The organism is Stenotrophomonas sp. Ker107b, assembly GCF_053847245.1.
Genome location: NZ_JBSPHX010000002.1, coordinates 549,749 through 572,361, shown reverse-complemented (window position 1 = coordinate 572,361; position 22,613 = coordinate 549,749). Strand labels below are relative to the sequence as shown.

General features: G+C 68.3%; 21 protein-coding genes. 10 read left to right on the top strand and 11 right to left on the bottom strand.

Features of this window, described 5'->3' with window-relative positions; translation table 11 throughout:
* Positions 1-21: 21 nt before the first annotated feature.
* Complete coding sequence (locus tag ACWV8V_RS12445; RefSeq protein ID WP_346467618.1) at positions 22-771, bottom strand: ferredoxin--NADP reductase; 750 nt, start codon at positions 769-771, stop codon at positions 22-24.
* Between the two features lie 104 nt (positions 772-875).
* Here ACWV8V_RS12445 and ACWV8V_RS12440 point away from each other — a divergent pair, with 104 nt between their 5' ends.
* From ACWV8V_RS12440 to ACWV8V_RS12425, 4 genes are read left to right on the top strand one after another with little or no spacing between them, the layout of a single operon-like run.
* Positions 876-1,835: an ABC transporter ATP-binding protein gene (locus ACWV8V_RS12440; RefSeq protein WP_455899850.1), complete on the top strand. Its 960-nt coding sequence runs from the start codon at positions 876-878 to the stop codon at positions 1,833-1,835.
* Positions 1,832-2,632, top strand: a complete 801-nt coding sequence (locus ACWV8V_RS12435; RefSeq protein WP_019185458.1) for an ABC transporter permease — start codon at positions 1,832-1,834, stop codon at positions 2,630-2,632. Before ACWV8V_RS12440 ends, ACWV8V_RS12435 begins: the two co-directional genes overlap by 4 nt.
* Positions 2,632-3,570: a 2-dehydropantoate 2-reductase gene (panE, locus tag ACWV8V_RS12430; RefSeq protein ID WP_455899849.1), complete on the top strand. Its 939-nt coding sequence runs from the start codon at positions 2,632-2,634 to the stop codon at positions 3,568-3,570. The genes ACWV8V_RS12435 and panE overlap by 1 nt, the downstream gene beginning before the upstream one ends.
* A gap of 5 nt (positions 3,571-3,575) precedes the next feature.
* Positions 3,576-4,472, top strand: coding sequence for an NAD-dependent epimerase/dehydratase family protein (locus tag ACWV8V_RS12425; protein WP_455899848.1), 897 nt, complete (start codon positions 3,576-3,578; stop codon positions 4,470-4,472).
* Positions 4,473-4,497: 25 nt separating this feature from the next.
* Here ACWV8V_RS12425 and ACWV8V_RS12420 read toward each other — a convergent pair whose 3' ends face one another.
* Complete coding sequence (locus ACWV8V_RS12420; RefSeq protein WP_455899847.1) at positions 4,498-5,295, bottom strand: TatD family hydrolase; 798 nt, start codon at positions 5,293-5,295, stop codon at positions 4,498-4,500.
* 52 nt (positions 5,296-5,347) lie between these two features.
* Complete coding sequence (locus ACWV8V_RS12415) at positions 5,348-5,869, bottom strand: hypothetical protein (RefSeq protein ID WP_455899846.1); 522 nt, start codon at positions 5,867-5,869, stop codon at positions 5,348-5,350.
* 90 nt (positions 5,870-5,959) lie between these two features.
* Between ACWV8V_RS12415 and hrpB the strand changes: the two genes are divergently transcribed.
* Both hrpB and ACWV8V_RS12405 read left to right on the top strand, forming a co-directional pair.
* Positions 5,960-8,464: an ATP-dependent helicase HrpB gene (gene hrpB / locus ACWV8V_RS12410; RefSeq protein WP_455899845.1), complete on the top strand. Its 2,505-nt coding sequence runs from the start codon at positions 5,960-5,962 to the stop codon at positions 8,462-8,464.
* Between the two features lie 183 nt (positions 8,465-8,647).
* On the top strand, positions 8,648-9,037 hold the full coding sequence (locus tag ACWV8V_RS12405; RefSeq protein ID WP_123729857.1) for a hypothetical protein: 390 nt from the start codon (positions 8,648-8,650) through the stop codon (positions 9,035-9,037).
* Positions 9,038-9,096: 59 nt separating this feature from the next.
* On the opposite strand, the gene ACWV8V_RS12400 is transcribed toward ACWV8V_RS12405, so the two are convergent.
* The 3 genes from ACWV8V_RS12400 to ACWV8V_RS12390 form a co-directional block, all read right to left on the bottom strand.
* Positions 9,097-9,636: a pseudouridine synthase gene (locus tag ACWV8V_RS12400; RefSeq protein WP_123730829.1), complete on the bottom strand. Its 540-nt coding sequence runs from the start codon at positions 9,634-9,636 to the stop codon at positions 9,097-9,099.
* Between the two features lie 68 nt (positions 9,637-9,704).
* Positions 9,705-9,965 carry a hypothetical protein gene (locus tag ACWV8V_RS12395; RefSeq protein ID WP_123729856.1) on the bottom strand — a complete coding sequence of 87 codons (261 nt, stop codon included), beginning with the start codon at positions 9,963-9,965 and terminating at the stop codon, positions 9,705-9,707.
* A 71-nt stretch (positions 9,966-10,036) separates the two neighbouring features.
* Entirely contained in the window at positions 10,037-10,897 is an 861-nt protein-coding gene (locus tag ACWV8V_RS12390) for a class I SAM-dependent methyltransferase (protein WP_123729855.1), read from the bottom strand.
* Positions 10,898-11,070: 173 nt separating this feature from the next.
* On the opposite strand from ACWV8V_RS12390, the gene ACWV8V_RS12385 reads away from it, so the two are divergent.
* Positions 11,071-12,030 carry an aldo/keto reductase gene (locus tag ACWV8V_RS12385; RefSeq protein ID WP_455899844.1) on the top strand — a complete coding sequence of 320 codons (960 nt, stop codon included), beginning with the start codon at positions 11,071-11,073 and terminating at the stop codon, positions 12,028-12,030.
* Positions 12,031-12,122: 92 nt separating this feature from the next.
* Here the strand turns inward: ACWV8V_RS12385 and ACWV8V_RS12380 are convergent, their stop codons facing one another.
* Positions 12,123-13,031 (bottom strand): NAD(P)/FAD-dependent oxidoreductase, encoded by a 909-nt coding sequence (locus ACWV8V_RS12380; protein WP_259261985.1) that lies wholly within the window; start codon positions 13,029-13,031, stop codon positions 12,123-12,125.
* Positions 13,021-13,473, bottom strand: coding sequence for an Rrf2 family transcriptional regulator (locus ACWV8V_RS12375; protein ID WP_259261984.1), 453 nt, complete (start codon positions 13,471-13,473; stop codon positions 13,021-13,023). Before ACWV8V_RS12375 ends, ACWV8V_RS12380 begins: the two co-directional genes overlap by 11 nt.
* Positions 13,474-13,654: 181 nt before the next feature.
* Between ACWV8V_RS12375 and ACWV8V_RS12370 the strand changes: the two genes are divergently transcribed.
* Positions 13,655-15,787, top strand: a complete 2,133-nt coding sequence (locus ACWV8V_RS12370; RefSeq protein WP_455899843.1) for a methyl-accepting chemotaxis protein — start codon at positions 13,655-13,657, stop codon at positions 15,785-15,787.
* A gap of 75 nt (positions 15,788-15,862) precedes the next feature.
* On the opposite strand, the gene ACWV8V_RS12365 is transcribed toward ACWV8V_RS12370, so the two are convergent.
* Positions 15,863-16,765, bottom strand: a complete 903-nt coding sequence (locus ACWV8V_RS12365) for a LysR substrate-binding domain-containing protein (RefSeq protein ID WP_455899842.1) — start codon at positions 16,763-16,765, stop codon at positions 15,863-15,865.
* A gap of 125 nt (positions 16,766-16,890) precedes the next feature.
* On the opposite strand from ACWV8V_RS12365, the gene ACWV8V_RS12360 reads away from it, so the two are divergent.
* Positions 16,891-18,105 (top strand): MFS transporter, encoded by a 1,215-nt coding sequence (locus ACWV8V_RS12360; protein ID WP_455899841.1) that lies wholly within the window; start codon positions 16,891-16,893, stop codon positions 18,103-18,105.
* A 150-nt stretch (positions 18,106-18,255) separates the two neighbouring features.
* Positions 18,256-19,059 carry a 2,5-didehydrogluconate reductase DkgB gene (gene dkgB, locus ACWV8V_RS12355; RefSeq protein WP_455899840.1) on the top strand — a complete coding sequence of 268 codons (804 nt, stop codon included), beginning with the start codon at positions 18,256-18,258 and terminating at the stop codon, positions 19,057-19,059.
* Positions 19,060-19,119: 60 nt separating this feature from the next.
* Here the strand turns inward: dkgB and ACWV8V_RS12350 are convergent, their stop codons facing one another.
* Both ACWV8V_RS12350 and ACWV8V_RS12345 read right to left on the bottom strand, forming a co-directional pair.
* Positions 19,120-19,818 (bottom strand): alpha/beta fold hydrolase, encoded by a 699-nt coding sequence (locus ACWV8V_RS12350; RefSeq protein WP_455899839.1) that lies wholly within the window; start codon positions 19,816-19,818, stop codon positions 19,120-19,122.
* Between the two features lie 47 nt (positions 19,819-19,865).
* Positions 19,866-22,595 carry a bifunctional acetate--CoA ligase family protein/GNAT family N-acetyltransferase gene (locus ACWV8V_RS12345; RefSeq protein ID WP_259261978.1) on the bottom strand — a complete coding sequence of 910 codons (2,730 nt, stop codon included), beginning with the start codon at positions 22,593-22,595 and terminating at the stop codon, positions 19,866-19,868.
* Positions 22,596-22,613: the final 18 nt, after the last annotated feature.

Sequence of the window (22,613 nt, the reverse complement as noted above, 5' to 3'; positions counted from 1 at the left end):
TGAGGCACGGCTGCCGGGGGACTACTTACTGCTGACGTACTTCTCGCGCCGCACCTGCGGCGTGGGCAGGCCGGCGTCTTTCAGCGCCTCGAACGTCGCATCGACCATGTCCGGGTTGCCGCACAGATAGGCGATATCGGTGGCCGGGTTCGGGGCGAATTCGGCCAGATGCTGCTGCACGTAGCCGTGGCGCACGTCCGGATGGGGGTTCTCCGGCAGCTCGCGGGACAGGCACGGCACGTAGCGGAAGCCCGGATGGGCGGCCGCGAAGGCATAGAAGTCCTCGCTGTAGAGCAGTTCGGCAGGCGTCCTGGCGCCCTGCAGCAGGACCACCTCCACCCCGCGCTCGGCCATGGCGGTCGCCAGCAGCGGCAGCATCGACCGGTACGGGGTGACCCCGGTTCCGGTGGCGATCAGCAGGTAGCGGGCGTTGTGGTCGCCCGGCTGCAGGCAGAACCGGCCGAACGGGCCGCTGGCGCTGACGTGACCCCCGATGTCCAGGCCCTCGAACAGGGCCGTGGCGGCGCCGCCGGGGACGAAACTGACCGCGATATCGACCGCGTCGCCCGCGCCGAGCGCATGATCATGAATGGTCGCCAGCGAGTAACTGCGCTTGGTGGCAGTGCCGTCGGCGTACTCGAAATGGACCTGGATGAACTGGCCGGGCTGGAAATCCAGCGGCTGGCCGTCATCACGCAGGAACTGGTAATGGCCGATGGTGGGCGCCAGCATGCGCCGGTCGACCAGTTTGAGGGGGAATTGGGCAGGCACGACGTTTCGGGACAGTGTGTAGCCGGGGCGAGCCCTCGGGGTCTTCTATAATAGCCGCTCCCCGCCCCTATCCAGCGCCAGCCCTTAGGCGCGAAGGCAAGAGCTTGGCTTCCCAGAACACTCCCGCGCCCACCGCCGCGCCCGCCCTGCGGGTGCGTGACCTCCGCAAAACCTATGACAACGGCACCCAGGCGCTGAAGGGCGTCTCCCTGGACGTGGCCCCGGGCGACTTCTTCGCCCTGCTGGGCCCCAACGGCGCCGGCAAGTCGACCCTGATCGGCATCATCAGCTCGCTGGTGAACCTCAGCGAAGGCCAGGTCGAGGTATTCGGCAGCGACCTGGTGCGCAACCGCAGCGCCACCATGCGCCTGATCGGCCTGGTCCCCCAGGAGATCAACTTCAACCTGTTTGAAAAGCCCTTCGACATCCTGGTCAACTACGCCGGCTTCTATGGCGTGGCGCGTGCCGAGGCCGAGAAGATGGCCGAAGAAGAGCTCAAGCGCGCCCACCTGTGGGAGAAGGCGCAGGTGATGAGCCGCACCCTGTCCGGCGGCATGAAGCGCCGGCTGATGATTGCCCGCGCGATGATGACCCGCCCACGCCTGCTGATCCTCGATGAGCCGACCGCCGGCGTGGACATCGAGATCCGCCGCGACATGTGGCGCGTGCTCAAGGAGATCAATGCCGCCGGCACCACGATCATTCTCACCACCCATTACCTGGAAGAAGCCGAGCACCTGTGCCGGAACCTGGCCATCATCAACCACGGCCAGATCGTCACCCAGGGCCCGATGCGCGAACTGTTGGCCAAGCTGGACGTGGAAGGCTTCCTGTTCGATATCGACGGCAGCCTGCCGGCCCAGCTGCCGGAGATCAACGGCGCGATCCTGATCGCCACCGACAGCCACACGCTGGATGTGGACATGCCGCGCGCGATGGACCTCAACCGGGTGTTTGACGCCTTGAACGCCGCCGGCATCCGGGTGCGTTCGATGCGCACCAAGAGCAACCGCCTGGAGGAGCTGTTCGTGCGCCTCACCGGCAACCAGGAGAACGTGGCATGAGCAGTACCCCGACCCCGGTCCTGACCGACGGCCAGCGCAACCGCATCGCCCTGATGACCATCGTGCGCCGTGAAGTGGCGCGCATCCTGCGTATCTGGGGCCAGACCCTGGTGCCGCCGGCGATCACCATGACGCTGTACTTCCTGATCTTCGGCGGGCTGATCGGCTCGCGCGTGGGCGAGATGGGCGGCTACAGCTACATGCAGTTCATCGTGCCGGGCCTGGTGATGATGAGCGTGATCCAGAACAGCTACGGCAACATCAGCTCCTCGTTCTTCGGCGCCAAGTTCGGCCGCCACGTGGAAGAGCTGCTGGTCAGCCCGATGCCGAACTGGGTGATCCTGTGGGGCTATGTGTCCGGTGCGGTGCTGCGCGGCCTGATGGTCGGCGTGATCGTGCTGATCATCGCCATGTTCTTCACCCCGGTGCGCATCCCGCACCCGCTGGTGACGCTGACCACGGTGCTGCTGGGCGCGACGATCTTCTCGCTGGCCGGCTTCATCAATGCGGTGTACGCCAAGAAGTTCGATGACGTGGCGATCGTGCCGACCTTCATCCTGACCCCGCTGACCTACCTGGGCGGCGTGTTCTATTCGGTGAAGCTGCTGCCGACCTGGGCCGAGGCGGCCACGCATGCCAACCCGATCTTCTACATGGTCAACGCATTCCGCTACGGCCTGCTGGGCACCAGCGACGTGCCGCTGTGGGTGGCCTACGCGCTGATGATCGGCTTCGTGGTCGCATTGACCGCGCTGGCGCTGTGGCTGCTGAAGCGTGGTGTGGGGATGCGCAGCTGATGCGCATCCTGATTCTCGGCGCGGGTGGGACCGGTGGTTACTTCGGTGGTCGCCTGGCCCAGGCCGGCGTGGACGTGACCTTCCTGGTGCGCCCGGCCCGCGCGGCGCAGCTGGCGCGCGAGGGCCTGGTGCTGCGCAGCCCGCTGGGCGATGCGACGTTCCCGGTCAAGCACGTCACCGCCGAGGCGCTGCCCGCACTGGCGAGCGCCGAGCCGTTCGATCTGGTGATACTGAGCTGCAAGGCTTACGACCTGGCCAGTTCGATAGAAGCGATCGCCCCGGCGGTCGGCCCGCGCACCACGGTGCTGCCGATCCTCAACGGGCTGCGCCATTACGCCGATCTCGATGCGCGCTTCGGCCGCGATGCGGTGCTGGGCGGGTTGTGCTTCATCAGCGCGACCAAGGCCGCCGACGGCGCGGTGGTGCACTTGGCGCCGGCGGCCAAGCTGACGTTCGGCGAGCGCGACGGCACCGGCAGCAGCGCGCGCGTGCTGGCGTTGGCGGCGGCCTGCGTACAGGCGGGCGTGGACCACGTCGCCACCGATACCATCGGCCAGGAGCAGTGGATCAAGTACACCTTCCTGACCACGCTGGCGGCGGCGACGTGCCTGATGCGCGCCGATGTCGGCACGATCGTGGCCACCGATGACGGTGCGGCGATCGTGCGCGGCCTTTACGACGAATGCGTGGCGGTTGCCGAGGCGGCTGGCGAGCCGATTCCGGCCAAGGCACGCGAGATCGCGCTGACCGCGACCACCCAGGCCGGCTCCGCCTTGAAGGCCTCGATGTTGCGCGATCTGGAGGCCGGCCAGCAGGTGGAGGCCGGGCACATCGTCGGCGACATGCTGGTGCGTGCACGCGCAGCCGGACAGGCGGCGCCGCTGCTGGCGGTGGCCTATGCGCACCTGCAGGCCTACCAGCAGCTGCGCAGCGCCTGAGCACGATGCCTACCGCGCGGCCCGCCCGCGTGCTGGTGCTGGGCCTGGGCTACAGCGGCCGGCATCTGGCCGCGCTGCTGCACGCGCACGGCGTGGCCTGCAGTGGCACGGTGCGTGATCCGGCGAGTGCGCCGGAGGATGGGCTGCTCCGCCACCGTCTGGTGGCAGGCGAACCGATCAGCGCGGACCTGTGCGAGGCAATCCGCACGGCCGAGGCCATCGTCTGCTCCGTGCCACCCGATGCGGAGGGCGACCCGGCGTTGCGCCTGCTCACCGGTGCGCTGAGTGACAGCCCTGCCCTGCGCTGGGTCGGCTATCTCTCTTCGACCGCGGTGTATGCCGACCGCGCTGGCGGCTGGGTCAACGAGACATCCACTGCCGATGCGACCGATGAGACCGCCTTGAAACGTCTGCACGCGGAACAGCAGTGGCAGGCCCTCGCGCAGGCCCGCGGCATCGCCTCGGCGGTGTTCCGGCTGCCGGGCCTGTATGGGCGCGGGCGCAATGCGCTGGTGCAGCTGGCGCAGGGCAAGGCGAGGCAGGTGGTGCGGCCGGGGCTGGTGTTCAACCGGCTGCATGTGGAGGACCTGGCCAGCGGGGTGCTCGCGGCAATGCAGCGCGCCGAAGGCCATGCGCTGTATCTGCTCAGCGATGACGAACCGGCGCCGCCACAGGACGTGGTGGCCTACGCAGCGGTGCTGAGTGGGCTGCCGCTGCCTGCCGCGCAGGCGTGGGACGCACCGGAGGTGGCCGCCTCCCTGCGCCGCTTCTACAGCAGCAACAAGCGCATCGATGGCCGCGCCACGCGCGCGGCACTGCAGTGGCAGCCGCGTTTCACCACGTACCGCGAAGGACTGGACGATGCGTGGGCCCACGGCGACGGACGCCCTGCGCTGCGGTAGCCCACGACCGGTACCTACTACCTTCTCAGGCCGCGTCAGGCAACCGGAAGAACGCGCGCGTAGCCGCCGTCGCATTGGCGGCCGTGGTCGCCACGTCTTCCCCACGATGGCGGGCCAGCTCTTCAACAATGTGCGACAGGAACATCGGCTCGTTGCGACGGTCCTTCGGCAGCGGCTTGAGCGTGCGCGGCAGCAGGTACGGTGCGTCGGTCTCGATCATCAGGCGGTTGGCCGGGATGTGCTTGACCAGCTCACGCAGATGGGCGCCGCGGCGCTCATCGCACAACCAGCCGGTGATGCCGATGTACCAGTCCTGGTCCAGGTAGTCGAACAGTTCCTGGCGCTCGCCGGTGAAGCAATGCACCACCGCCGGGCCGAGCTTGCCGTCGAAATTCTTCATCTGCGCCATGAAATCGGCATGCGCGTCGCGCTGGTGCAGGAACAGCGGCTTGCTGTTCTCGGCGGCGAGCTGCAGCTGGCGCTCGAAGGCACGGTGCTGCGCCGGGCGCGGCGAGAAATCACGGAAGTAGTCCAGCCCGCACTCGCCCACGGCGACCACCTCGGCATGGGCGTGCAGCGCGCGCATTTCCGCGTCGCATTCGTCGGTGTATTCCACCGCATGGTGCGGGTGCACGCCCGCGGTCGCGTACAGAAACCCCGGATGCTGGCGGGCCAGATCCAGCGCCATCGGCGAATGCTCGCGGCTGGCGCCGGTGATCACCATCTGCACCACCCCCGCCTCGCGCGCACGCGCCAGCACGGCGTCGCGGTCGCGATCAAAGGAATCGTGGGTGAGGTTGGCGCCGATATCGATCAGTTGCATGGGGCTGCTGCAGGACGGGAAACCCGGCCATTGTACCTGCGCCCCGGCAGGCTCAATCGGACGCCCCGCGCGCGGGTCGATCATGGCGCTCCCACCGCGTAGGCAGGCCGAACGCTGCGCAGTCGCGGCACGTCAGCGCGCCGTCGGCGGTGGCGTCGAAACGCAGGCGGCGCGCGGCATCGTCGTCGCAATCAGGGGTGTCATCGAGCAGCAGCGCGAAGCCATCCGTCCGCCGGCACAACCCCAGAATGTCCTTGCGACGGTCCAGCGTGCTGCCCGCCAATGCCTTCAGCGTGATGTAAGCCACATCGTCGGCCAGCTGCAGGCTCGGATACACCGCTTCGCGCAACGTGCCATCGGCCAGTGCGCGCTGGATCGCAGCGTCATCGCTCAACCCCACCGGCAGGTAGCGCGCCTGGATCTGCGCCCGCACGAGCACGGCCCAGTGGTTGCCATCGTAGGGTGCGTGCAGCGCCGTGTCCGCCTCGGCGGTAGCCAGCTCGGCAGCGATGGCAGCGAACGGCGCCATGGTGCCTGCGATCAACAACGACAGCACGCGTAGAGCGCAGCGCATCGGGGTATCCATGGGGTCAGGGCGGCACAGGGGAACACGCCCGCCGCGCGCTGGCAATGCGCTGCGCAGCGGACGCCGTATCCTTGTGCCATGAGCCCCCCGATTCTCCCCATCTCCACACTGCTGCCGCAGATCCTGACCACGCTGGAGCGCGGCACGCGCCTGGTGCTGGAAGCGTCACCGGGCGCCGGCAAGACCACCCAGGTGCCGCTGGCTTTGCTGGATGCGCCATGGCTGGAAGGCCGGAAGATCATCATGCTGGAGCCGCGCCGCGTGGCCGCCCGCAGCGCCGCGCAGTTCATGGCGCGTCAGCTGGGCGAGAACGTCGGTGAGACCGTCGGTTACCGCATCCGCTTCGAGAACAAGATCTCCGCTCGTACCCGTGTCGAGGTGGTGACTGAAGGCATCCTCACCCGGATGCTGCAGGACGACCCGCTGCTGGAGGGCGTGGGCGCGCTGCTGTTCGACGAATTCCACGAACGGCATCTGGCCGCTGATCTGGGCCTGGCCCTGGCGCTGGACGTGCAGTCACAGCTGCGCGAGGACCTGCGCATCGTGGTGATGTCGGCCACGCTGGATGGCGAGCGACTGGCGCAGTTTCTCGATGCGCCGCGCCTGAGCAGTGAGGGCCGCAGCTTCCCGGTCACGATCGCGCACTTCCCCGCCCGCCGCGACGAGGCACTGGAACCGCAGGCGCGGCGTGCGGTGGAGCAGGCCCTGGCCGAGCATCCCGGCGACGTGCTGGTGTTCCTGCCCGGCCAGCGCGAGATCGCGCGCGTGCAGACGGCGTTGCAGACCGTGCTCGACCCGGCCGTACAGGTGCTGCCGCTGCACGGCGAGCTGCCAGTGGACCAGCAATCGCAGGTGCTGCAGCCCGATCCCGGCGGTCGGCGCCGCGTGGTACTGGCCACCAACGTGGCCGAGTCATCGGTGACCCTGCCCGGCGTGCGGGTGGTGATCGACGCGGGTCTGGCACGCGAGCCGCGTTACGACCCCAACAGCGGTTTCGCGCGCCTGGACGTGGTGAACATCGCGCAGGCCTCGGCCGATCAGCGTGCCGGCCGTGCCGGCCGTGTCGCCGAGGGCTGGGCGTGGCGCTTGTGGCCGCAGTCGCAGCGGTTGGAGGCACAGCGTCGGCCCGAGATCGCGCAGGTGGAACTGGCCTCGCTGGCACTGGAACTGGCTGCCTGGGGCAGTGACGACCTGCGCTTCGTCGATACACCGCCGGCCGGTGCACTGGCCGCCGCGCGTGAACTGCTGCAGCGCCTGGGCGCGCTCAGCGACAGCGGCACACTGACCCCGCTGGGCCGGCGCATGCTGACCCTCGGCACACATCCGCGCCTGGCGGCGATGCTGATGGCGGCAGGCAGTGGTGTCGAGCAGGCTCTGGCCTGCGATCTGGCCGCGCTGGTGGAAGCGCGCGATCCGCTGCGCCAGGGCGGTGATGCGCTCGCCGCGCGGTGGCGGGCGCTGGCGGCGTTCCGCCAAGGGCGGGCACCCCACGACGCCAACCGCGGCGGCCTGGCCACGATCGATGCCGCCAGCAAACAGTGGCGGCGACGCCTGCGCTGTGATGCCGCGCCCCCTTCCTCAGTCGAAGCGCATCAGCTCGGCGACCTGCTCGCACATGCGTTCCCGGACCGGGTCGCCGCCCGCCACCCGACCGATCCGCTGCGCTACCTGCTGGCCAACGGCCGCAGCGCGCGCTTGTTTGATCCCAGCGACCTGCGCGGTGAGCCGTGGCTGGTTGCCGTTGAACTGCGCTATGAGGCGCGCGACGCATTGCTGCTGCGCGCCGCGCCGGTGGACGAGAACCGCCTGCGCCGTGACTTCCCGGCTCGCTTCACGCAGGAGGACGTGGTGCGCTGGGACGGGGAGAAACGTGCGCTGGTGGCACGCCGCGAAACCCGTTTCGATCGCATCGTGCTGGACAGCCGCTCGGCCGGTCGCGTGGATCCCGCGCATGCCGCGAGGGCCCTGACCGAGGCCGTGGCGGAACTCGGGCTGGAGGCACTGCCGTGGACGGACGGCCTGCGCCAGTGGCAGGCACGGGCGCTGGCCGTGCGTGCGTGGATGCCGGAGCTGGCGTTGCCGGACGTCTCCGATGCAGCGTTGATGGCGACGCTGCCGACCTGGCTGACGCCCGCGTTCAACGGCAAGACACGCCTGGATGCCCTCGACGAATCCAGCCTCGGCGAAGCGCTGAAGTCTCCGCTGCCGTGGGCGCAACGCCAGCTGATCGATCGCCACGCCCCGGTCCGCATCACCGTGCCCTCCGGCATGGAGCGCCCGATCCATTACGCAGTGGATGCCGACGGCATCAGCCCGCAGGCGCCGGTGCTGGCGGTCAAACTGCAGGAGCTGTTCGGCCTGAGCGACACCCCGCGCATCGCCGATGGCCGCATTCCGTTGACGCTGCACCTGCTGTCCCCCGGCGGCCGCCCGCTGCAGGTCACCCAGGACCTGCGCAACTTCTGGGCGAACACCTACGCCGAGGTGAAGAAGGAAATGAAGGGGCGGTATCCCCGGCATCCGTGGCCGGACGATCCGTGGACGGCGAACGCGACACACCGCGCCAAGCCGCGCGGCACGTGAGCACGCCGCCCCATTCCTCACCCGATGCGCGCATTCATGGCTGTCACCTGACCATCGCCGGGCACGTGGCTCGCGCAGCGCAAGGAACCGGCTACAGTCGTGATCCGGCCGTAGCAAATGGATAACACGCCCTACACGGCCACCGCGCGACACTGGATCAGAACCTTTAGGCAAGGACCCCCCATGAGCAGATTGACTGTGATTACCGACCGCGCCCTCGAGCGTGCCCTGGACCTCGCCAGCACCGCCGGTGACGGCCTCAAGCATGCCGGCAGCAACCTGCGTCACTTCGGGCCGCAGGCCACCGACTGGATCAAGACCGGTGCCGCCCTCGGCGCCGTCAAGACCGGCAGCAAGGTCGCCGCCAAGGTGGTGCGCCGCAATCCGGCCGTGACCATCGCCGCTGCCGCTGTCGGCGTGGGCCTGTTGGGCTACGCGCTGTACCGCAAGCAGCAGAAGAAGAAGCTCGCCAACGGTGGCGTGGTGAACGGCCAGGCGCAGCGCATCAGCGCACGCAACCGCCGCAACGAGACCGTGGTGGATGAAACCAGCGATATCGGCAGCGACGCCTGATCCGCTGACGCGTTACCGCACGTGCATCGAAACCGCCGGTCGCTACCGGCGGTTTTTTATTATCCGATCTCGCGCCATTGGCCGGGTTGAAGATCGCCGATCGCATGGGCGCCCATCGAGACACGCACCAGGCGCAACGTGGGCAGTCCGACCGCCGCGGTCATGCGTCGCACCTGCCGGTTGCGGCCTTCGCGCAGCGTGATCGCCAGCCACGCATCGGGCACCGTCTTGCGGAAACGCACCGGCGGCGTGCGCGGCCACAGCTCAGGCGACGGTTCCAGCCGTTCGACACCGGCCGGCAGCGTTGGCCCATCGTTGAGCAGCACGCCACGGCGCAGCGCCTGGACCTGCTCATCGGTCACCGTGCCTTCCACCTGCACCCAATAGGTTTTGTCAGCCTTGTGCCGCGGATCGGTCAACTGGTGTGCGAGGCCGCCATCATCAGTGAGCAACAGCAGGCCTTCGCTGTCGTAATCCAGCCGGCCAGCCGCGTACACCGCCGGTGGCAGCCCGAAACCGGCCAGCGTCGCGCGCGGCGGCTGGCTGCGGTCGGTGAACTGGCACAGCACGTTGAACGGTTTGTTGAAGGCGATCAGCATCGAGGCAACAGCGGCGGTGGGATGGCCCATTGTCCCATCCCCGTGCCGCCGCCGCGATCCGGACGGCGTCAGCCGATGACGTTCATCTTGAGCAGAAAGTAGACGAGCACCAGCACCACGCCGCAGACATTGGCGATGCGGGCTTCCCGTGCCCAGCGCCCCGTGGCGGGCGCGTTGAACGCGCTGCGTCCATCCAGCGCAGCGCCAGTGAGCAGCAGCCCAAAGCCCGCCGCCCCCATCAGGTCGTAGCCGTGCTGACCGTAAAACACGAAATCAACGATCTTGATCAGCGTCATCGCCGCAAGACCGATCAACAGCAGCTTCTTCAAGGGTGCATTCCTTTACCGTCCCTGGAACGCGCGGGCCGCAGCCCGCGCGCCGTGTCTTATGCGCGGGTCGCTTACTTGCCTGGCTTCACGAAGCGCAGGGTCATGCGGTCGCTTTCGCCGATCGCCTGGTACTTGGCCTCGTCGGCCGCGTCATGCTGGTTGGTCGGCGGCAGCGTCCACACACCGTTCGGGTAATCCTTGGTGTCGCGCGGATTGGTGTTGATCTCGCTGCTGCCGGCCAGTTCGAAACCGGCGGCCTTGGCCATCGCGATCACCTGCTGCTGGCCCACGTAACCGGTCTTGTCGTCTGCCGGTACATCGGCCTTGGCCCGGTGTTCCACCACGCCGAGCACGCCGCCCGGCTTGAGCACCGAGAAGAAGCCCTTGAACATGCCTTCGGCCTGGCCGCTGCTGCGCCAGTTGTGCACGTTGCGGAAGGTCAGCACCACGTCCGCCGAGTTGGCCGGGCCGAACACCGGGGCCTTCGGGTCATAGGCCACAACGCGGCTCTTGCCGAACACCGCGGCGTTGCCGGCGAACTTCTTGTCCAGCCCATCGCGGCTGCGCTGCTGGTAGTCGCGGCCCCGTCCCTCCGCCACGGCCATCGGATCGACCACGGCGGCGACGTACTGGCCCTTGTCGTGCAGCAGCGGCGCCAGGATTTCCGAATACCAGCCGCTGCCCGGGGTGACTTCGATGACGGTCTGCCCCGGTGCGACGCCGAAGAACGACAGCGTCTGCGCCGGATGGCGATACGCATCGCGCTTGACGTTGGCCGGATCGCGGCGGCTGTCCTGCACGGCCTTCTGCACGGCCGGGGTGATCGCGACCTGCGCGTTCGGGCCGGCGGGCTTGATCGCCATCGCGGGCGTGGCAAGCATCAGGGTGGAAACAGTGAACAGGCAGGCACAGGTCAACGAACGGGCTTTCATCGGCGAGCTTCCGGTAGCGGGATGCCGCGAGACTAGCAGCGAAGCGTGTACAGGTGTTCACAAAACGTTAGTGCGACGCAGCAATCCGGAACACTGTTTTGTGCCTGCTGCCCCAACGCTGTCACCACGCCGGCCGTATCCTGTGGAAACGATTCCCAGGGAGAACATCACCCATGACTGCTACGCGCGAACTCGGTCGTTCCGGCCTCCATGTCGCCCCCGTCGCCTTCGGCGGCAATGTCTTCGGCTGGAGTGCGGACGAGAAGACGTCCTTCGCCCTGCTCGATGCCTTCGTTGATGCCGGCTTCAACCTGGTCGACACCGCCGATGCATATTCGGCATGGGTGCCCGGCAACCAGGGCGGCGAATCGGAAACCATTCTGGGCCGCTGGTTCAAGCACAGCGGCAAGCGCGACAAGGTGGTGCTCGCGACCAAGGTCGCCAAGTGGGCCGAGCGCCCTGGCTTGTCCGCTGACAACATCACCGCCGCGGTGGAGGATTCGCTGCGCCGCCTGCAGACCGATGTGATCGATCTGTACCAGGCGCACGAAGATGATGAAGCCACCCCGCTGGAGACCACGCTGGCCGCGTTCGGCCGCCTGATCGAACAAGGCAAGGTGCGCGCGATCGGTGCCTCCAATTACAGCGCCGAGCGTCTGCGCGATGCCTTGAGGGTATCGGCCGACTACAAACTGCCGCGCTATGAAACGCTGCAGCCGGAGTACAACCTGTACGACCGCGCCGGTTATGAGGCCGGGTTGGAAGCGGTGGTGCGCGAGGCGCAGCTGGGGGTGATCAGCTACTACTCGCTGGCCAGCGGCTTCCTCAGCGGCAAGTACCGCAGCACTGCCGACGCGGGCAAGAGCAGCGCGCGCGGCCAGAGCGTGGTCGACAAGTATGTCAATCCGCGCGGCCTGCGCATCCTGGGCGCGCTGGACGATGTGGCCAGCACGCATGGTGTGAGTCCATCGCAGGTGGCGATCGCGTGGTTGATCGCGCGCCCCGGCATCACCGCACCGATCGTGAGTGCGACCAGTGTCGAGCAGTTGAAGGAGGTGCTGGCGGCCGCGAACGTCGCGTTGTCGGCGCAGGATGTTCAGCAGCTGGATGACGCCAGCGCCGAACAGGCCTGAGCCCAGAGGTCTTTGCCACGGACAGCCGCCGCAGGGCGGCTGTTTCCGTTTGGGGCGGGCGTTCCGCTCCCGGACCGGCCGAGCCCCTGATGTTATCGGCTGGCCCGGCTGTCCTCGGCGACGAGCGCATGGTGCATGCTCACCCCGGCGCGCACGCCTTCGGCGCTGGCCAGGCTGATATTGCCCACCAGCGTGGCATCGCCCGCCGCGTAGATGCCGGGCACGCTGGTCTGCTTGCCCGCGTCGACCTGGATGAGCACGCCGATCGGGCTGTCCTCCAGCGCACAGCCGAGCTGCTCGACCAGCGGTGCCGCCATGTGCTGCCGCGCGGTGACGAACAGCGCGCGCAGTTCAACCCGGCGACCATCGGCGAGCACGGCGGCACTCAGGGCCGGCGCCTCGCCTTCCAGGCCAACCACCGCCGCATGCTCGATGCTGACGCCGCGGCGCTGCAGCGCGGCCAGGTCGTCGGCCTCCAGCGTCATGCCGTGCGCGAACAGGGTGACGTCGCCCCAGTCCGCCAGCAACGCGGCCATGGTGGCGGACTTCTCATGCCCGCCCAGCAGCCCGATCGCGCCGCCGCCGATTTCGTAGCCGTGGCAGTACGGGCAGTGCACCACGCTGTGGCCCCAGCGCTCGGCCAGGCCGGGCAGTTCGGGCAGTTCGTCGCGGATGCCGGTCGCCAGCAGCAGCTTGCGCGTGGCCCAGCTGTCACCGCTTTCGGTACCGACCACGAAGCCATCCACGGTCGGTTGGGCGGTGGTGACCGTGTCACTGATCCACCGCACCGTGGGGTAGTCCAGCAGCTGGGTCTTGGCGTTGCGCAGCAGCTCGGCGCCGGCGATGCCGTCCTGGCCGAGCACGCCGTGCGAATGCGCGGCGAAGCGGTTGCGCGGCAGGCCGCTGTCGATCACCAGCACCTCGCGGCGGGCGCGCGCCAGGATCAGGGCGGCGGACAGGCCGGCGAAACTGCCGCCGACGACAATCGCATCAAAGGTCATGGGGAACTCCTGCAGCGTGGTGGGCCAGATGGCGGGCGAAGGCCTCGCCCAGGGTGGCCAGGGTGGTGTCGTGCAGGCGGGCCTCGAGCAGGGCCTGGGCCTGGCGGTAACTGTCGTCGAGCGCCTCGTTGACCACGCGCTGCACCGGGCAGCCGCGGCCGGTCTCGCGGGCGCCGGTGTGCAGCAGCGCAGGCGCGCCGATGGCCACGTACACGTCATACAGCGTGATCTGCGCCGGTTCCCGGGCCAGCTGGCTGCCGCCGCCATGGCCACGCACACTGGTGACCAGCCCGCCCTTGTGCAGAGCGGACAGCAGGCGCCGGATCACCACCGGATGGGTGGGCAGGCAGGTGGCGAGCTGCTCGGAGGTGCGCGGGCCGTCCTGGCCGACCAGATGGGCCATCACGTGCAGCGCGTCGGAGAACTGGTTGCTGGATTTCATGTAACTACGGTAGTTACATAATAGTTGCCTGTCCAGTCCTGTTTCGTTCCATGTGTGACCACTTTTCATCTACACGCCGTCATCACAACGTTTAATGGAACGGTAACCGTGATTGGCATCGCACTTCAGCCTGCTTTAGGCAGACCGATACCGCATTGCCCTTCCCCACTTTTCATTTCCCATGACGTCCTCCGCACCGGCGCATCCACGCGCCCTGAGTCTTCAGTTCAAACTGCTGGGCGCGCTGTCGCTTGGCCTGATCATCATCGTCCTCGCCGCCCTGGCCGGGCTCGGTTCGGCATGGCGCAACCTCTCCACCGAGGTCCCTCCCGAGCTTGCCCGCAAGGCACAGGCCGAGCTGCTGCAGCGCGAGTTCCGCCTGCAGGTGCAGGAGTGGAAGAACGTATTGATCCGCGGGGCGGACGACGCACAGCGCGAACGCCACCTGGCGGCATTCGATGCGGAAGGACGCCGCATCGCCGAATTGGCGGGCACACTCGCCACCAGCCGCGACGAGCAGACGCGCACGCTGGCCAGCCAGTTCGTGACCGAACATCGTGCCCTTGAGGCCCGCTACCGCGGTGCGCTGGAGGCGTTTGCCGCCAGTGGCTATGACACCCAGGCGGCCGATGCGCTGGTGCGCGGCGCTGATCGCAGCGTTGGGACGACACTGGACGCGCTGGCGACACGCGCCAACGAACGTGCCGAATTTGAAACCAATGCCACCTCCGAGCGCGCACGTGCCGCGCTGGTGGCATCGGCGATCACGACGGCGCTGGCCGCCGCGGTACTGCTGGTGGTGCTGGCGCTGTGGCTGCGACGCGCGGTGATCGCACCGGTGATCGCGGTGGAAGCGGCCGCCCGTGCCGTCGCACGCGGCGATCTGGAGCACACGGTGGTGGTCCGCAGCCGCGACGAGATCGGCCGTCTCGGCACGGCGATGAGCGAGGTGACCCAGACCCTGAAGGCCGTACTGACCGCCCAGGCAACGATGGCCCAGCGCCATGACGCCGGCCAGATCAGCTACCGCATGGATGCCGACGCGCTGCCCGGCGCCTATGGTCAGATGATCCGCGAGAACAACACCCTGGTCGCCAACCACATCCAGGTGAAGCTGCGCGCCATCGAGATCATGGGCCGCTATGCGGTCGGTGACCTGTCGCTGGACATGGAACGCCTGCCCGGCGAGAAGGCGGTGATCACCCAGGCGCTGGACACGGCCAAGGCCAACCTCGGCGCGATCAATGCCGAGATCAAGCGACTGGCCGAAGCGGCGGCGTTGGGTGATTTCAGCCTGCGTGGTGATCAAGCGCGCTACCAGCACGATTTCGGCGAGATGGTCGGCGGCCTCAACCGCCTGATGCAGACCACCGAGCAGGATCTGGGCGAGGTCTCACGCGTGCTGCAGGCGATTGCCGGCGGGAATCTCAGCGCGCGCATGCACGGCGATTTCCACGGTGTGTTCGCGCGCATGCGCGACGACATGGCCCGCACCACCGGCCAGCTGACCACCATCGTTGGCGACATCAAGCATGCGGCCCAGTCCATCCAGACGGCCGCGGGCGAGATCGCCGCGGGCAACAGCGATCTGTCGCGCCGCACCGAGCAGCAGGCAGCGAATCTGGAAGAGACCGCCGCCTCGATGGAAGAGCTGACCTCCACCGTGCGTCAGAACGCCGAGCACGCGCGACAGGCCAACCAGCTCTCGATCAGCGCCGCGTCCGTCGCTTCGCAGGGCGGTGAGGTGGTCGGCCGGGTAGTCACCACCATGAGCGCCATCCAGGGCTCGTCGCGGCAGATCGCCGAGATCATCAGCGTCATCGACGGCATCGCCTTCCAGACCAACATCCTGGCACTCAACGCCGCCGTGGAAGCGGCGCGCGCCGGGGAGCAAGGCCGTGGTTTTGCGGTGGTCGCCAGCGAAGTGCGGACGCTGGCGCAGCGTTCGGCCGGTGCGGCCAAGGAGATCAAGGCGTTGATCGATCAGTCCGTGGCCGATGTCGACAGCGGCGCAGCGCTGGTGCGGCAGGCCGGGCAGACCATGGGCGAGATCGTCGGCAGCGTGCAGCGCGTCACCGACATCATGGCCGACATTGCCGCCGCGTCGCAGGAGCAGTCGGCCGGCATCGAGCAGGTCAACCAGACGGTGGTGCAGATGGACGAGACCACGCAGCAGAACGCGGCCTTGGTGGAGGAAGCCTCCGCGGCGGCGCGCAGCATGGAAGAGCAGGCCGTCGCCTTGAATGCGGCGGTGGATGTGTTCGTGCTGGATGCCGGGCGCGGCGTGGTGAGCGGATTGGCCCGCGCGGCGTGATGCAGCCGTAGTGCCGGCCGCTGGCCGGCAATCGGATGCAGCAGATATCGCGAGGGAGCCGGCCAGCGGCCGGCACTACCGGACGTAGGGGGTGCCCACCATGGTCTCGGCCAGGTGATCCAGGAACGAGCTGATCCGCGCCGAGACCGCCGTGTTGCGGTAGTACACGGCGTGGATCGGCTGGCGGACCTCCACGGTGAGGTCGGGCAACAGCTGGACCAGAGTGCCGGCCTCGCGGTCGCGGTGGGTCATGAAGTCGGACAGGCAGACGATGCCCACCCCTTCCAGCGCGAGCCGGCGCAGCGTTTCGCCGCTGGAGACCGCCACCGCCGGGCGCACGTGCAGCAGCGCATCGGTCGCGCCGGGCAGTGGCCAGTGGTTGAGCGAATCGGGCTCGTTGAAGCCCAGCAGGGTGTGCGCGCCCAGTGCCGCCACATCGCGCGGGGTGCCGTGCTGCTGCAGGTAGGCCGGGCTGGCCATCACGCGCAGGCGGCTGTGGGCGAGCGGCCGCGCATGCAGGGTGGAATCGGCCAAGGGGCCGATCCGGATGGCCACATCGGTGCGCCGCTCCAGCAGGTCGATGTAACGCTCGCTGCTGTTGAGCTCCAGTGCCACGTCGGGATAGCGCGTGCGGTAGCTGCCCACCAGCGGGGCGATCACGTGCAGCACGAACGGCATCGCCGCATCCACGCGCAGGCGCCCGGCCGGGCGTTGGCGCCGCGCGGCGATCTGCTCTTCGGCCGCCTCCACCGAGGCCACGATCGCGCGGGCCTGGGCCAGGAAGGCATCGCCCTCCTCGGTCAGTTGCAGACGCCGCGTGGTGCGGGTCAGCAGCGTGGTGCCGAGCTTTTCTTCCAGCCGACCCAGGGCGCGGCTGACCCCGGAGGGGGTCTGGCCCAGGTGCTCGGCGGCAGCGGTGATCGACCCGCTGTCGATCACGGCGATGAAGGCCTGCATCTCATCGAGGGTGGTTTTCATGGGGGCGGCCAGGCGGAGACGCGCCATTATTGACCATGGGGCAACAGTGATTGGCGTGAAGACCGCTTTTTCCGCAAGAGTGCGGCGCGCAGACTGCGCAGCCTTACTCCCACCGGTATCCGTCCATGTCCCGTGGTATCCCCTTGGCCTTGTTGGCGTTGACGCTGGGTGCGTACGCCATCGGCACGACTGAATTCGTCATCGTCGGCCTGATCCCGACCATCGCCGCCGACCTCGGCGTCACCCTGCCCTCGGCCGGCCTGCTGGTGTCGCTGTATGCGCTTGGCGTGGCGGTCGGTGCGCCGGTGCTTACCGCGCTGACCGGCCGCGTGCCGCGCAAGACCCTGCTGGTCGCGCTGATGCTGTTGTTCACCCTTGGCAACGTGATTGCCTGGATGGCCCCGGGCTACGGCTCGCTGATCGTGGCGCGCGTGCTGACCGGCCTGGCGCACGGCGTGTTCTTCTCGATCGGCTCGATCATCGCCACCTCGGTGGTGCCCAAGGAAAAGGCCGCCAGCGCGATTGCGATCATGTTCACCGGCCTCACCGTGGCGCTGGTGACCGGCGTGCCACTGGGCACCTTCATCGGCCAGCACCTGGGGTGGCGCGCCACCTTCCTGGCCGTGGCCGCGCTGGGTGTGATCGCGCTGATCGGCAGCCTGCTGTTCGTGCCGCGTCATCTGCAGCGCAGCGCGCCGGCCACCTTTGGCCAGCAACTCGCCGTGCTCGCACAGCCACGCCTGCTGCTGGTGTATGCGATCACCGCGTTCGGCTACGGCGGCACCTTCCTGTCCTTCACCTACCTGGCCTCGATCCTGCAGGACGTCACCGGTTTCTCGGCCAACGCGGTCAGCGGCGTGCTGCTGGTGTATGGCGTGTCGGTGGCGATCGGCAACCTGTGGGGCGGCCGCCTGGCCGACCGCCGCGGCCCGATCCCGGCACTGAAGCTGATCTTCGCGTTGCTGGCTGCCGTGCTGTTCGTGCTCACCTTCACCGCCTACAACACCTGGCTGGTGCTGCTGACCGTGCTGGCGCTGGGCGCGGTGGCCTTCGGCAACGTGCCCGGGCTGCAGGTGTACGTGGTCAAGCAGGCACAGCGGTTCGCCCCGCAGGCCGTCGATGTGGCCTCGGGCCTGAACATCGCCGCGTTCAACGTCGGCATCGCGCTCGGTGCTTCGCTGGGTGGGCTGGTGGTCGAACACTTCGGCCTGATGCACACCCCGTGGCTGGGTGCGCTGGTGGTGATGGGTGCGTTTGGACTGACCGTGCTGAGTGGCAGCCTGGACCGCCGCGATGGGGTTGCCGACCGCGCCGAAGGCATCGCCGTGAGTGCGCATTGATCGATCCCGACGTCGGACCGACGGTCGGCATCACGCGACAACAGCCGACCCACGATTCGTTTCACGCAACCGCAGCCGACAAACGGTCGGCTCTACGTCGCCTTACGGTGCACGGCGTAGCCTGCACCTCACCCCCATGAAGGAGTTTCCATGAGCATTCCCGCCTTCGGCCTCGGCACCTTCCGCCTGAAGGGCCAGACCGTGATCGACTCGGTGCGCAACGCACTGGATGTCGGCTACCGCGCCATCGATACCGCGCAGATCTACGAGAACGAAGGCGAGGTCGGCCAGGCCATCGCCGAGTCCGGCGTGGCCCGCGACGATCTGTTCCTGACCACCAAGATCTGGATCGCCAACTTCCACCACGACGCGCTGCTGGAGAGTCTGCGCGAGAGCCTGCGCAAGCTGCGCACCGACCACGTCGAGCTGACCTTGATCCACTGGCCGTCGCCGAAGGATGCGGTGCCGATGGCCGAGTATCTCGGTGCATTGGCCGAGGCCAAGTCGCAGGGCCTGACCCGGCAGATCGCCATCTCCAACTTCACCATCGCCCAGACCCGCCAGGCCATCGAGATCCTCGGGGCCGATGCGATCGCCACCAACCAGATCGAAGTCCACCCCTACCTGCAGAACCGCGCATTGATCGCGTTCCTGAAGGACCAGGGCATCCACGTCACCGCGTACATGAGCCTGGCCTACGGCGAAGTGCTCAAGGAGCCGGTGATCCAGGCCATCGCCGCGCGTCATCAGGCCACCCCGGCCCAGGTCGCGCTGGCGTGGGCGTTGCAGCAGGGCTTTGCGGTCATTCCGTCCTCGACCAAGCGCGACAATCTCGCCGGCAATCTGCTGGCTGCGGAACTGCGCTTGAGCGATGAGGACATGGCGCAGATCGCCACGCTGGACCGCGGACATCGCCTGGCCAATCCGGAGGGGATCGCGCCGGCCTGGGATTGATGGACAGCGCCCGACCGCTGGTCGGGCGCGGGATGGTGCGTGCCGGCCGCCGGCCGGCACCTACCGGAGCAACCAGTCCCGCATTGCCGCGCTGACTTCGTCGGGCTTCTCCATCGGGGCCAGATGGCCACAATCGGGCAGCACCACCAGGGTTGAATCCGGCACCAGCGCATGCAGCTCCTCGCTGATCGCCAGCGGGGTGATGCGGTCGTTCGAACCGCACACGATCAACAGCGGATCGCGGTACCCGGCCAGCACGTCATGGCCATCCTCCCGGTCCAGTGCGCTCTGGCGCAGGAACACCTCCGCGCCCAGCCGCGCGGTCATGTCGCGTACGCGCTGTACCAGCACGTCATCATCCAGCCGCGAGGCATCGATGTAGCTGCGCATCAACGTGTCGCCGAAGCCGTGGAACTTTCCGGGCAGACGCACGCTTGCCTGCTGTGTCTTCCGTTGCGCGGCGCGCTCGGGCGAGTCGGCATGGACCGAGGTATCGATCAGGGCCAGCCGCAGCACCCGCTCCGGCGCGGTGCGCAGGATCTGCTGGGCGACGAAGCCGCCGAGGGAAAAACCGGCCAGGGCGAAACGTTCGGGCGCCTGCGCCAGCACGTCGTCGACCACGGCCTGCATCGTCTCGCCGCGGGTCTGGTCGCCCACGATGCACTCGGCGATATCGGACAGGTCGGCGATCTGCGCACGCCAGAGTTCAGCGTCGTTGAGCAGGCCGGGGAGCAGCAGCAGGGGGAGGCGATCGGTCATTCCGTATTGTCGCCCCGCCCACGTGCACGCGCCGTACCGCGATCGGCTCAGTGCGTTGCAGGATCGGGCGCCTGCGGCACCTGCACGTCCTGCACCGGCAGGGTCACCACCATCACCGTCGAATCGTCCGGGTCGAGCCGGGTCTTGAAGCCCAGGCTCTGGCACATCGCCAGCATGGTGCTGTTCTCGCGCAGCACCTGGCCTTCGATGATGTTCAGGCCGAGCCACTGGGCGTACTCGATCATGATCGCCATCAGCCGCCAGCCGATGCCATGGCCCTTGAGGTCGGAGCGGATCAGGATGCCGTACTCGCCACGGTCGTAGTCCGCATCAGCGTGCAGGCGCACGGCACCGAGCATGTCGCCACTGCGCGGATCGATCGCCACCAGCGCGATGGAGCGGGCATAGTCGAGCTGGGTCAGGCGCGCGATGAACTCGTGGCTGAAGTGCTTCACCGACTGGAAGAAGCGCAGGCGCAGGTCGTCATCGGTGACGCGCGCGAAGAAGGCGCGGAACAGCGCGTCGTCCTCGGGGCGGACCGGACGCACAAAGGCGGGGGCGCCGTCGGACAGGGTGATGGTGCGCTCCCACTCCTTCGGGTACGGGAATACCGCGAAGCGTGGGTGGCCGCGGCCCTTGTGCAGTTTGCGGGACGGTTCGATCGCCACGCGCGCATCGAGTGCGATCACGCCGTCGCGGTCAGCCAGCAGCGGATTGATGTCGAGCGTGCGGATCTCGGGAATGTCGGCGGCCAACTGGGCGAGCTTGACCAGGATCAGCGCGACCGCGCGTTCGTCGGCGGCCGGGACATCGCGGTAGGCCTTGAGGATGCGCGACACGCGCGTGCGCCCGATCAGTTCATGCGACAGGCGCAGGTCCAGCGGTGGCAGGGCGATCGCTTTGTCGTCGATCACTTCGACCGCGGTGCCGCCACGGCCGAACACGATCACCGGGCCGAAGGTCGGGTCGTCGGCGATACCCGCGATCAGCTCGCGCGCCTTGGGCCGCACGATGGTCGGCTGCACCAGCACGCCATCAATGCGCGCATCGGGTCGCTTTTCGTGCGCGCGCGCGATGATCGAGGTGGCCGCCGCATGCACCGATTGCAGGGTACTGAGGTTCAAGCGCACGCCGTCGACATCGGACTTGTGCGGGATGTCGGCCGAGAACACCTTGATCGCCACCGTGGCACCCTGCTCCAGCAATGGCTGGGCCAGGTCCATCGCCTCGTGGGCATCACGGGCCTGCATCACCGGCGCCGACGGAATGCCGTAGGCGCTGAGCAGCTGGTGGGTGGCGATCGGGTCCAGCCACTGCTGGCCGGCGGCAAGTGCGGCCTCCACCAGCGCGCGGGCGCCGGCGGTATCGACCACGAAATCCTCGGGCAGGCTGGGCGGGGTTTCCATCAACGCGGCCTGCGCGTCGCGGTAGCGCACCAGATGCTGGAAGCCGCGGACCGCCTCGGCTTCGGTCGGATAGGTCGGCACGCGCGCGGCATTGAGGGTGGCGGTGGCACGATCGTCGTTGCCCAGCCACACCGCGAACACCGGCTTGTCGCGATGGTGGCGCGGGCGCAGGCCGAGCGTGCGGGTCAGCGCCTGCGCGGCATCGGCCGAGGAGGTGAACGCGGTCGGCACGTTGACCACCAGCACGGCGTCGTTCTCGGTATCGGACATCAGCGCTTCGATCGCCGCGGCGTAGCGGTCGCCGTCGGCATCGACCACGATGTCGACCGGATTGCTGCGCGACCAGCCCTGCGGCAGTACCGCATCGAGCTGGGCGACGGTGGCCGGCGACAGCTCGGCCAGGCTGCCGCGCAGGGCCAGCAGCTGATCCACCGCCAGCCGCCCCACCCCGCCGCCGTTGCTCAGGATCGCCAAGCGACGCCCCGGGAAGGTGCCGAGCCGGCCCAGTGTTTCGGCCGCGGTGAACAGCTCGTCCAGCGCGCTGACGCGCAGCAGCCCCGCGCGGTTGAATGCCGCGCCATAGACCGCATCGGTGCTGGCCAGCGCCTGCACGTGGGTATCGGCATCGGGATTGATGCGGATGTGGCGGCCGGATTTGACCACCACCACCGGCTTGGCGCGCGCCGCGGCACGCGCGGCCGACATGAACTTGCGCGCATCGCGGATGTGCTCGACGTACAGCAGGATCGCGCGGGTGCGGTAATCGGTGGCGAAGTAGTCCAGCAGATCGCCGAAGTCGACATCAAGGGTGTCGCCGAGCGAAACCACGGCGGAGAAACCGACCGAGCGCGCCACACCCCACTCCACCAGGGCCGCGGCAATCGCGCTGGATTCGGAGATCAGGGCCAGATCGCCGGCTTGCGGGAAGTGCGCGGCGATGCTGGCATTCAAGCGCGCATGCGGGGCGATCACGCCCAGGCAGTGCGGGCCGAGAATGCGCAGGCCCTTGGGGCGTGCCGCCGCCTCCACCTGCGCGGCCAGCGAGCCCGGGCCTTCGCCCAGGTTGGCAGTGAGGATGATCGCCGCGCTGACACCGCGCTCGGCGGCCGTGGCCACCACCTGCGGCACGATGCTGGCCGGGGCGGTGATGACCACCAGCTCCGGCACCCAGTCCAGATCCTTGAGCCGCTTCACCGTGCGGATGCCGTCGATCTCGCTGTAACGCGGATTGATCCAGGCCACTTTGCCGGGGAAGCCGGTGCCGCGCAGATTGCGCATCACCGCGCGGCCGGCGGAGCGTTCACGTGGGCTGCCGCCGATCACGGCGACCGACTGCGGGCGGAAGACAGCTTGCAGGTGGTAGGTGCTCATGCGACCAGACAGTAACAG

Bases quoted from the DNA above. Each gene is read 5' to 3' on its own strand.
- ACWV8V_RS12400 (WP_123730829.1), bottom strand. From the start codon at position 9,636: ATGCTGATCGCCTTCAACAAACCGTTCAACGTGCTGTGCCAGTTCACC.
- ACWV8V_RS12390 (WP_123729855.1), bottom strand. From the start codon at position 10,897: ATGAAAGCCCGTTCGTTGACCTGTGCCTGCCTGTTCACTGTTTCCACC.
- ACWV8V_RS12370 (WP_455899843.1), top strand. From the start codon at position 13,655: ATGACGTCCTCCGCACCGGCGCATCCACGCGCCCTGAGTCTTCAGTTC.
- ACWV8V_RS12375 (WP_259261984.1), bottom strand. From the start codon at position 13,473: ATGAAATCCAGCAACCAGTTCTCCGACGCGCTGCACGTGATGGCCCAT.
- ACWV8V_RS12420 (WP_455899847.1), bottom strand. From the start codon at position 5,295: ATGCAACTGATCGATATCGGCGCCAACCTCACCCACGATTCCTTTGAT.
- ACWV8V_RS12360 (WP_455899841.1), top strand. From the start codon at position 16,891: ATGTCCCGTGGTATCCCCTTGGCCTTGTTGGCGTTGACGCTGGGTGCG.
- hrpB (WP_455899845.1), top strand. From the start codon at position 5,960: ATGAGCCCCCCGATTCTCCCCATCTCCACACTGCTGCCGCAGATCCTG.
- ACWV8V_RS12345 (WP_259261978.1), bottom strand. From the start codon at position 22,595: ATGAGCACCTACCACCTGCAAGCTGTCTTCCGCCCGCAGTCGGTCGCC.
- dkgB (WP_455899840.1), top strand. From the start codon at position 18,256: ATGAGCATTCCCGCCTTCGGCCTCGGCACCTTCCGCCTGAAGGGCCAG.
- ACWV8V_RS12415 (WP_455899846.1), bottom strand. From the start codon at position 5,869: ATGCGCTGCGCTCTACGCGTGCTGTCGTTGTTGATCGCAGGCACCATG.
- ACWV8V_RS12405 (WP_123729857.1), top strand. From the start codon at position 8,648: ATGAGCAGATTGACTGTGATTACCGACCGCGCCCTCGAGCGTGCCCTG.
- ACWV8V_RS12435 (WP_019185458.1), top strand. From the start codon at position 1,832: ATGAGCAGTACCCCGACCCCGGTCCTGACCGACGGCCAGCGCAACCGC.
- ACWV8V_RS12365 (WP_455899842.1), bottom strand. From the start codon at position 16,765: ATGAAAACCACCCTCGATGAGATGCAGGCCTTCATCGCCGTGATCGAC.
- panE (WP_455899849.1), top strand. From the start codon at position 2,632: ATGCGCATCCTGATTCTCGGCGCGGGTGGGACCGGTGGTTACTTCGGT.
- ACWV8V_RS12385 (WP_455899844.1), top strand. From the start codon at position 11,071: ATGACTGCTACGCGCGAACTCGGTCGTTCCGGCCTCCATGTCGCCCCC.
- ACWV8V_RS12350 (WP_455899839.1), bottom strand. From the start codon at position 19,818: ATGACCGATCGCCTCCCCCTGCTGCTGCTCCCCGGCCTGCTCAACGAC.
- ACWV8V_RS12425 (WP_455899848.1), top strand. From the start codon at position 3,576: ATGCCTACCGCGCGGCCCGCCCGCGTGCTGGTGCTGGGCCTGGGCTAC.
- ACWV8V_RS12380 (WP_259261985.1), bottom strand. From the start codon at position 13,031: ATGACCTTTGATGCGATTGTCGTCGGCGGCAGTTTCGCCGGCCTGTCC.